8 protein-coding genes are annotated in these 8,717 nt (G+C 70.6%); 7 read left to right on the forward strand and 1 reads right to left on the reverse strand.

The features are described 5' to 3' along the window. The 6 genes from LOY02_RS16095 to LOY02_RS16120 form a co-directional block, all read left to right on the forward strand. Window positions 1-1,692: DEAD/DEAH box helicase (locus LOY02_RS16095; protein ID WP_317183382.1), on the forward strand; the 1,692-nt coding region annotated here is incomplete at its 5' end. A 59-nt stretch (window positions 1,693-1,751) separates the two neighbouring features. After that, a complete protein-coding gene (locus LOY02_RS16100; protein WP_317183383.1) occupies window positions 1,752-2,312 on the forward strand; it encodes a YqgE/AlgH family protein in 561 nt (186 codons plus the stop codon). Between the two features lie 6 nt (window positions 2,313-2,318). Next, window positions 2,319-3,194 carry a glutamate racemase gene (locus LOY02_RS16105; RefSeq protein WP_317183384.1) on the forward strand — a complete coding sequence of 292 codons (876 nt, stop codon included), beginning with the start codon at window positions 2,319-2,321 and terminating at the stop codon, window positions 3,192-3,194. Between the two features lie 9 nt (window positions 3,195-3,203). Beyond that, complete coding sequence (locus LOY02_RS16110; protein ID WP_317183385.1) at window positions 3,204-3,557, forward strand: DUF3039 domain-containing protein; 354 nt, start codon at window positions 3,204-3,206, stop codon at window positions 3,555-3,557. Window positions 3,558-3,655: 98 nt separating this feature from the next. Next, a complete protein-coding gene (locus LOY02_RS16115) occupies window positions 3,656-5,425 on the forward strand; it encodes a DEAD/DEAH box helicase (RefSeq protein ID WP_317183386.1) in 1,770 nt (589 codons plus the stop codon). Window positions 5,426-5,563: 138 nt separating this feature from the next. Continuing rightward, window positions 5,564-7,417, forward strand: a complete 1,854-nt coding sequence (locus LOY02_RS16120; RefSeq protein ID WP_317183387.1) for a bifunctional metallophosphatase/5'-nucleotidase — start codon at window positions 5,564-5,566, stop codon at window positions 7,415-7,417. Between the two features lie 12 nt (window positions 7,418-7,429). On the opposite strand, the gene LOY02_RS16125 is transcribed toward LOY02_RS16120, so the two are convergent. Then, entirely contained in the window at window positions 7,430-7,951 is a 522-nt protein-coding gene (locus tag LOY02_RS16125) for an Lrp/AsnC family transcriptional regulator (protein WP_317183388.1), read from the reverse strand. A gap of 108 nt (window positions 7,952-8,059) precedes the next feature. Between LOY02_RS16125 and LOY02_RS16130 the strand changes: the two genes are divergently transcribed. Further along, window positions 8,060-8,717: VOC family protein (locus tag LOY02_RS16130; RefSeq protein ID WP_317183389.1), on the forward strand; the 658-nt coding region annotated here is incomplete at its 3' end.

Consider the following 8,717-nt stretch of genomic DNA (forward strand, 5'->3'; position numbering starts at 1 on the left):
GGCGGCTACCAGCGTCGTGATGACCGCGCCCCGTACGGTCGTCGGGATGACCGTGGCGGCTACGAGCGTCGTGGTGAGCGGGGCGGCTACCAGCGCCGTGACGAGCGACGCGACCCCCGTTCCCTCCGCGGCACGGACCGGGAGCAGTTTGCGCCGACGTCCTTCGAGGAGGCCGAGGCGGAGCGTCTCGAGGCCGACTCGTGGACCAAGGCCACGCGCAAGCCGGTGGCCGACGGGCCTGTATCCGTGGCGGCCGACAATGGCTTCGCCGCACTGGGCCTTCCTGAGCCGGTCGTCCTGCGACTGGCCCGAGACGGCATCACCCAGCCCTTCCCCATCCAGGTCGCGACGATCCCCGATGCCCTCGCGGGCAAGGACGTGCTCGGCCGCGGTCAGACGGGCTCGGGCAAGACGCTGGCGTTCGGGCTGCCGATGATCACCCGTCTCCTCGAGGCGGGCCTGCCCCGGACGCCACGTCGACCCCACGCCCTCGTGCTCGTGCCGACCCGTGAGCTCGCCATGCAGGTCTCCGATGCGCTCGAGCCGCTCGTGCACGTCGTCGGGCTGCGCCACAAGCTCGTCGCTGGGGGATTGAGCTACACCACGCAGATCAACGCGCTCAACAAGGGCGTCGACATCCTCATCGCCACGCCGGGGCGCCTCAACGACCTGCTGGAGCGTGGCGCTGTGGAGCTCGACGAGATCCGGATCGCCGTCATCGACGAGGCCGACCACATGGCCGAGATGGGGTTCATGGCCGAGATCACGACGAGCCTCGACCGGATCCCCGCCGGCGGTCAGCGGCTCCTCTTCTCGGCGACCCTCGACAACGGCATCGACGACCTCGTCGCCCGCTACCTCTCCGACCCCGTGGTCCACTCGACGAACGACGCCACCGCCTCCGTCGACACGATGGAGCACCACGTGCTCCTCATCGACCCGCAGCACAAGAAGCTCATCACGGCCGAGGTCGCGAATCGTCCGGGCCGCACCCTCGTCTTCTGTCGCACGAAGCTCGGCGCCGACCGGGTGGCGACCCAGCTCCGGGAGCAGGGGGTGCTCGCGGCTGCCCTGCACGGTGGGTTGAGCCAGGGGGCCCGCAACCGGGTGCTCGGCGCCTTCCGTGACGGGACGCTGCCGGTTCTCGTGGCGACCGACGTCGCCGCACGTGGAATTCACGTCGACGACGTCTCGGTCGTCCTCCAGGTCGACCCCGCCGCCGACCACAAGGACTACCTGCACCGGTCCGGACGCACGGCCCGAGCGGGGGACCGCGGCACGGTCGTGACGCTGGCGCTGCCGCACCAGCGTCGGACGATGGAGCGCCAGCTTCGCGACGCAGGGGTGGGGATCGCTCCCGTCAAGGCGCAGCCCGGCGATGCGATCATCGCGGCGACCGGCGCCACGGCCCCGACCGGGGTCCCGATCACGGGCGAGGACCTCGCGCGGCTCGTCGATGGTCCGCGTGCACACCGCAGGGGACCGGCCGGTTCGCGCGGCCCTCGGTCCGGCCAGGGCGCCGGGCGCCGTCAGGCCCATGGCCATGAGCATGGTCGAGGTCGAGGCGATGGAGGGCGACGCGACGACCGGCGTGACGGCGGTGCCCGGGGCAGGTCCCGCGACGCCGAGCCGTTGGTCGGTCGCTGGGGCGACGAGAACGGCAGCCGGGGCCGCCGCCGCTCGAGTTTCTGATCCTGTTCTGATCCCTGGTCCTTCGGACCCGGCCTCGTCGGTGTGGAAGGCTTGCCCACGTGAGCTCGACCTTCCACACCGGCCGCCTCCTCGTGGCGACTCCCTCCGTCGAGGGTGACGTCTTCCACCGGTCGGTGATCCTCGTGCTCCACCATGACGAGGCGGGCGCGCAGGGGGTCGTCCTCAACAAGCCGCTGTCGGCCGACGTCGACTCGGTCCTGCCGGGGTGGCAGCGGGTCGTCACCGCGCCACGCGTCCTCTTTCAGGGCGGACCGGTGTCCACCTCGTCCGCCCTGGGCCTCGTCACCGTGCCCGGGGACGAGCCGGAGCCCCTCGGCGTCAAGCGGCTCTTCGGCTCCATCGGGCTCGTGGACCTCGACGTCCCGACCCCGGTCGTGGCTGCGGAGCTCGCGGGGATGCGCATCTTCGCCGGTTATGCCGGCTGGGAGGGCGGCCAGCTCGAGGGCGAGATCCGTCGCGGGGACTGGTACGTCGTCGACGCCGAGGTGCGCGACGCGTTCACCCCGGATCCCGAGGGACTGTGGCGGGCAGTCCTCCGCCGCCAGCGCGACAGCCTCGCCTTTGTCGCGAACTTCCCCGACGACCCCTCGATGAACTGACCTGCCATGTCGTATGCCGCGAAGCCCCCTCCCCGGACCTCGCCGGGAGCCGCGCGCGTCGCCTTCGTCGACAGCGGTATCGGCCTGCTCGGCTATGCAGATGCTCTCCGCACGCTGCGACCCGACGTCGAGCTGGTGCTGTCGCTCGACCCCGACCACATGCCCTACGGACCGCGCACGCCGACCGAGGTCCGCGAGCTCATCCTCGCCTCCGCGAGAGCCGCCGCCGAGGATGACCCCGCTGCGATCGTCGTCGCCTGCAACACCGCGTCCGTCCACGGGCTGGAGGCGCTCCGCGCGGAGTTCGAGCCACGGGTGCCCATCATCGGCACCGTCCCCGCCATCCGGCCGGCCGCGTCGACCGGTGGACCTGTCGCCATCTGGTCGACCGCGGCGACGGCGTCGAGCGACTACCTCCGGGGGCTCGTGGAGGCGTTCGCGTCCGACCTCGAGACGCACTCGATCGCCGCGCTGGGCCTGGCCGAGGCCGTCGAGGCAACCGATCTGGCCGCCATCGACCGGGCCATCGCCGCCGCAGTGGCGCAGACACCGCGCCACAGCGTCGCGCTCGTGCTCGGCTGCACCCACTACGGGCTCGTCGCCGACCGCATCGCGATCGCGTTGGCCCGGTCGGGGATCGATGTCAGCATCTTCGACTCGCCCGAGGCCGTGGCGCGACAGACGCTCCGGCGCATCGGCCTCGAGCCGGACGGTGAGGTGGCCCCCAGTGCTGACCCGCCGACGGTCCTGTTGAGCGGCCGTCGTGGGCACCTCTCCGAACGCCTGGCGGCCTACCCGCAGGGGGCGAGGCTGCTCCGCTGGATGCCGGCGGCGGCGCCCGACGCCACCGGACCCTGCGGGGGCGGTCCGGGATCGGCCTAGACTTCCGTCATGAGCGTGATGCCCCCCGATCCCTTCGAGACCGAGCCGCAGCCGTTGCGGAGCACCGGCACGGCGACCATCGAGCGCGAGGAGGTCCGTGAGGAGCTCCAGGAGCCGGGTGACCACGAGCGCTTCTCCCACTACGTCCGCAAGGAGAAGATCCTCGAGAGTGCACTCTCGGGCGAGCCGGTGGTCGCCCTCTGCGGCAAGATCTGGGTTCCCGGCCGGGACCCGCAGAAGTTCCCCGTGTGCCCGGTCTGCAAGGAGATCTACGACGGGCTCCGTGACCCCCAGGACGGTGGGGGCGGCTCGGGCAGTGGCTCCGGTGACGGCTCTGGAGGTGGCTCGGGCGGGGGTGACTGACCGGTTCGATAGCACCTCAATACCACGGCGACCGGGCCCCGCCCACGAGGCGGGGCCCCGGCATGTCGTCCAGCGAGATCCCTTACGGTTGGGGGCCTATGAGTTCAGGGGCCGCCTTTCACCTTCCACCCGCCTTCCCGGAGCGGGCCGCGTGGGGTACCGCGAGCAAGCTGCGGGCGTGGCAGCAGGACGCTCTCGACGCCTACCTGCGTGACGAGCCGCGGGACTTCCTCGCCGTCGCCACGCCGGGCGCGGGCAAGACGACCTACGCCCTGCGAGTGGCGACCGAGCTGCTGTCCCGCGGCACGGTTCAGCGCGTCACCGTGGTCGCGCCGACCGAGCACCTCAAGACGCAGTGGGCTGATGCCGCCGCTCGGGTCGGCATCAGTCTCGACCCGCGGTTCAGCAACTCGATCGGTCGGCACGCCGAGGACTACCACGGCGTGGCCGTCACCTACGCGCAGGTGGCCTCGCGACCGGCGCTGCACCGTGAGCTCACGCTGGCGCGGCCGACCCTCGTCATCCTCGACGAGATCCACCACGGCGGTGACAGCAAGAGCTGGGGCGACGGGATTCGCGAGGCCTTCGAGCCGGCCACGCGGCGTCTCTCCCTGACGGGGACGCCCTTCCGGTCGGACACCTCGCCGATCCCCTTCGTGCGCTATGAGATGAGCAGCGAGCCGGATTCCGCCGGTGCTCTCGTCAGCTCGAGTGACTACACCTATGGCTACGCCGAGGCCCTTCGCGACGGGGTCGTGCGCCCGGTGATCTTCATGGCCTACGGCGGCAGCATGCGCTGGCGCACCAAGGCCGGTGACGAGATCTCGGCGAGCCTGGGCACGCCGATGACGAAGGACCAGGTCGCCCAGGCCTGGCGCACTGCCTTGGATCCCAAGGGCGAGTGGATCGGCTCGGTGCTCGCCGCCGCCGATCGACGCCTCAGCGAGGTCAGGCGTGGGGTGCCCGACGCGGGCGGTCTCGTCATCGCGTCCAACCAGGCCCAGGCTCGGGCGTATGCCGCTCACCTCCGTGCGCTCACCGGCGAGGCTCCCACCGTGGTGCTGTCCGACGACGCCGGCGCGTCCCAGCGCATCGAGGAGTTCGCCGCCGGGACGGCGCGCTGGATGGTCGCGGTCCGGATGGTCTCGGAGGGCGTCGACGTGCCCCGACTGTGCGTGGGGGTCTATGCCACCTCGACGTCGACGCCGCTCTTCTTCGCCCAAGCAGTCGGTCGCTTCGTCCGCGCCCGCCGGCGTGGAGAGACCGCCTCGGTCTTCCTGCCGTCGGTGCCGGTCGTGCTCGACCACGCGGCCCGTCTGGAGGAGCAGCGCGACCACGCGCTCGACCGCACGCCGGCGGCCGAGGACGACATCGCGGCGATGTGGGCGGAGGAGCAGGCGCTCATCGACGCGGCCAACCGGGAGGCGCAGACCGTCGGGCTCGATGAGGGCGCCTTCGAGGCTCTCGAGTCGGAGGCACATTTCGACCACGTGCTCTTCGACAAGCAGCAGTGGGGGATGCACGCGCAGATCGGCTCTGCGGAGGAGGAGGACTACCTCGGGCTGCCGGGACTGCTCGAGCCGGACCAGGTCGCGGCTCTCCTGCACGAGCGCCAGCGCAAGCAGGTCAAGCGCGCGCCGAAGGGCTCCGGCACCGCCCCGGTGGCGGCGCACCGCGCCCTCGCTGCGCAGCGCAAGGAGCTCAACAAGCTCGTCGCTGCCTACGCCCGGCAGAAGGGCTTCCCCCACGCCACCGTGCACCTCGACCTGCGCCGCGCCTGCGGCGGGCCCGACCTCGCCTCGGCGTCGTCCGAGCAGGTCGCGCAGCGGATCGAGACGATCAGGCTCTGGCTCGTCGGTCGTCGGTGATCCTGCCCATCGAGCCCTCCCGACGTCGTCAGTTTCTGCCAGCGGCAAACACCCCGGGGTGCGCAGTCGAGGACTAGGGTCGGTTCGTCCTCCGTCACTGTGGACGGGGGCTCTCGGGCGCGACGACAAGGACTGCTCATGGCCAAAGACTTCCTCGGGTCGGAGACGACCCGACGTCAACTGCTCACCCTGGCTGCCGTCGGTGGCGCGGGACTGTTCAGCGTCGGCGCGGCCGGCTCGGCGAGTGCAGCGGGCCGCGGTGACGGCAGCAACGGCAAGCCCTTCCGGGTCACCGTGCTCGGGACCACCGACCTGCACGGCAACGTCTACAACTGGGACTACTTCAAGGACGCGGCCTACAGCGACTCCAGGGGCAACCACGTGGGGCTGGCGAAGGCGGCCACCCTCATCGACCTGGTCCGAGCCGAGCGCGGCGCCGAGTCGTGCATCACGCTCGACGCCGGCGACACGATCCAGGGCACCCCGCTCGCGTACTACTACGCGAAGATCGACCCGATCACCGGCGGGTCCAAGCACCCGATGGCCGAGGCGATGAACCTCGTCGGCTACGACGCGGCGGCCCTGGGCAACCACGAGTACAACTACGGCCTCGACACGTTGCGTACTTTCGAGAGCCAGCTGAACTTCCCACTGCTGTCGGCGAACTCGGTCGACTGGGACACGGGCCAGCCGGTCTTCCGGCCCTACGTCATCAAGACCGTGAAGGTGCCCGGGTCCAAGCCGGTGAGGGTCGGCATCCTCGGCCTCGTCACGCCGGGCGTCGCCATCTGGGACAAGGCGATCGTCGAGGGCCACGTCCGGTTCCCCGGGATCGTCGAGCAGGCGGCGATGTTCGTCCCGAGGCTCAAGGCGGCGGGTGCGGACATCGTGGTCGTGTCGGTCCACTCCGGCGCCGACACGTCGTCGTCCTACGGCGACGCGCTGCCCTACCCGGAGAACGCCGCGAGCCTCATGGCCGAGCAGGTGCCGGACATCGACGCCGTCCTCGTCGGGCACGCGCACGTGGAGATCCCGCAGCGCTTCGTCACGAACGCGCAGACCGGTCGGCAGGTGCTCCTGTCCGAGCCCCTCTACTGGGGCATGCGGGTCACGGTGATGGACCTCGACCTGGTCAAGGTCCGGGGCCAGTGGCAGCTCGCCTCCTCGGCAGCGACCACGCTGAACTCCAACACCGTGGACGAGGACCCGCAGATCGCGGCGTTGCTGCACGCGTCCCACGAGACCGTTCGCGGCTATGTCAACAGCGTCGTCGGCCAGTGCCTGACGCCGATGTCGGCGGCCACGTCCCGCTACGAGGACACCCCGGCGATGGACTTCATCAACCACGTCCAGGCGGACGCCGTGAAGGCGGCGCTCGTCGGCACGCCACAGGAGAGCCTGCCCGTGCTGTCGATCGCGGCGCCATTCAACAAGAACGCCGCGATCCCCGCCGGCGACGTGACCGTCCGTGACGTCGCGGGCCTCTACATCTACGACAACACGTTGCTCGGCATCGTCCTCACCGGCGCCCAGGTCAAGGACTACCTCGAGTACTCGTCGAGGTACTTCAAGCAGGTGAGCGGGACCGGCCCCTTCACGCCGGACGAGCTGACGAACGCGGTGACCGACACGGCGCCGAACGGCACGCCGGACTACAACTACGACATCATGGGCGGTCTCGACGCTGCGCTGACCTACGACATCGACCTGGCCAAGCTCCCGGGCGAGCGGATCCTCGACCTGTCGTACGACGGCGCGCCGATCGACCCCAACGGGCAGTTCGTCATCGCCATCAACAACTACCGCCAGTCCGGCGGCGGCAACTTCCCGCACGTGACGGCCGCCCCGGTCGTCTACAACCGCCAGATCGAGATCCGCCAGATGCTCATCGACTGGGTGAGCGCCGAAGGGGTCATCGACCCCGCGGTGTTCTCCGCTGTCGACTGGACGTTGGTCAGCAACGGCAGCCCCATCACCATCACCGCGCCCTGACCCCCTGCGACCTCAGGTCGGCGTGGCCTCGGCGAGGAGGAGCTCGACGAGAGGGACCACGCGGTGGTCCAGGCGTGTCGCGAGCGAGATCACCGTCGAGGCCCGCGTCACGTGGGTGTCGTCGACGACCTGGTCGATGACCCGCTGGAGGTCCGCGTTGTCACGTCCGACGATGCGGATGAGGACGTCACCCGAGCCGGTGATGGTGTGCGCCTCGAGGACCTCGGGGATCGCAGCGAGGTGCTCGACCACCGGTGCGTGGCCACCGCGTCCCTGACGGATCTCGAGCGTGCAGAAGGCCGTGACCGGGTAGCCGAGCGCGGCCGGGTCCACGTCGGGCGCCATGGACCTCAGCACCCCCCGGGCCTGGAGGCGGTCGAGCCGGGCCTGCACCGTCCCGCGGGCGACGCCGAGCCGGCGGGAGGCCCCGAGGACCCCGATGCCCGGTTCCCGCAGCAGGAGGAGCAGGATCCGGCAGTCGAGGGCGTCGACCGGGGTCCGGGAGGAAGAAGGCGGGGACGGCTGGGTGGTCATGGACAAAGTGTCCAGTACCCAGCGGCATACGGCCAGCATTGTGTGCACAGTGACTACTTTCGCCGGCATCCGTTGACCACGCGCAGGCGCTTTGCGACTCTCCGGCTCATGACCACAGACACGCACGCCGACCTCACCGACCTGGAGCGCGACGCCGAACTCGACCTCGAGCAGCTCAAGCAGCTCGTCGGGCTCGTGGAGTACGACGAGGACAAGGATGTCTTCCCGGTCACCGGCTGGGACGCGATCGTCTTCGTCGTCGGCAACGCCACCCAGACCGCGCACTACTACCAGAGCGCGTGGGGGATGGAGCTCGTCGCCTACTCCGGACCGGAGAACGGCACCCGTGACCACAAGGCGTTCGTCCTCAGGTCCGGCTCGATCCGCTTCGTCGTCAAGGGCGCCGTGAGCCCCGACAGCCCCCTCGTCGAGCACCACGCCACGCACGGTGACGGTGTCGTCGACATCGCCCTCGAGGTCCCCGACGTGGACCGGTGCATCGCCCAGGCCAAGCGGGCCGGTGCCACCGTCCTCGAGGAGCCGCACGATCTCACCGACGAGCACGGCACGGTGCGTGTGGCTGCGATCGCGACGTATGGGGAGACCCGCCACAGCCTCGTCCAGCGGACCATCAACGGTCAGACGTATGCCGGTCCCTACCTTCCCGGGTACCAGCCCGCCACGTCGACGTACCAGAAGCGCGAGGGCTCGCCGAAGCGGCTCTTCCAGGCCCTCGACCACATCGTCGGCAACGTCGAGCTCGGCA

Origin of the sequence: Intrasporangium sp., from assembly GCF_032907665.1 — a bacterium.
Lineage (GTDB): Bacteria > Actinomycetota > Actinomycetes > Actinomycetales > Dermatophilaceae > Intrasporangium.

What these genes read in the sequence shown, in the direction of transcription:
- LOY02_RS16105 (WP_317183384.1), top strand. Translation starts at nt 2,319, where the DNA reads ATGTCGTATGCCGCGAAGCCCCCTCCCCGGACCTCGCCGGGAGCCGCG.
- LOY02_RS16110 (WP_317183385.1), top strand. Translation starts at nt 3,204, where the DNA reads ATGAGCGTGATGCCCCCCGATCCCTTCGAGACCGAGCCGCAGCCGTTG.
- LOY02_RS16115 (WP_317183386.1), top strand. Translation starts at nt 3,656, where the DNA reads ATGAGTTCAGGGGCCGCCTTTCACCTTCCACCCGCCTTCCCGGAGCGG.
- LOY02_RS16120 (WP_317183387.1), top strand. Translation starts at nt 5,564, where the DNA reads ATGGCCAAAGACTTCCTCGGGTCGGAGACGACCCGACGTCAACTGCTC.
- LOY02_RS16125 (WP_317183388.1), bottom strand. Translation starts at nt 7,951, where the DNA reads ATGACCACCCAGCCGTCCCCGCCTTCTTCCTCCCGGACCCCGGTCGAC.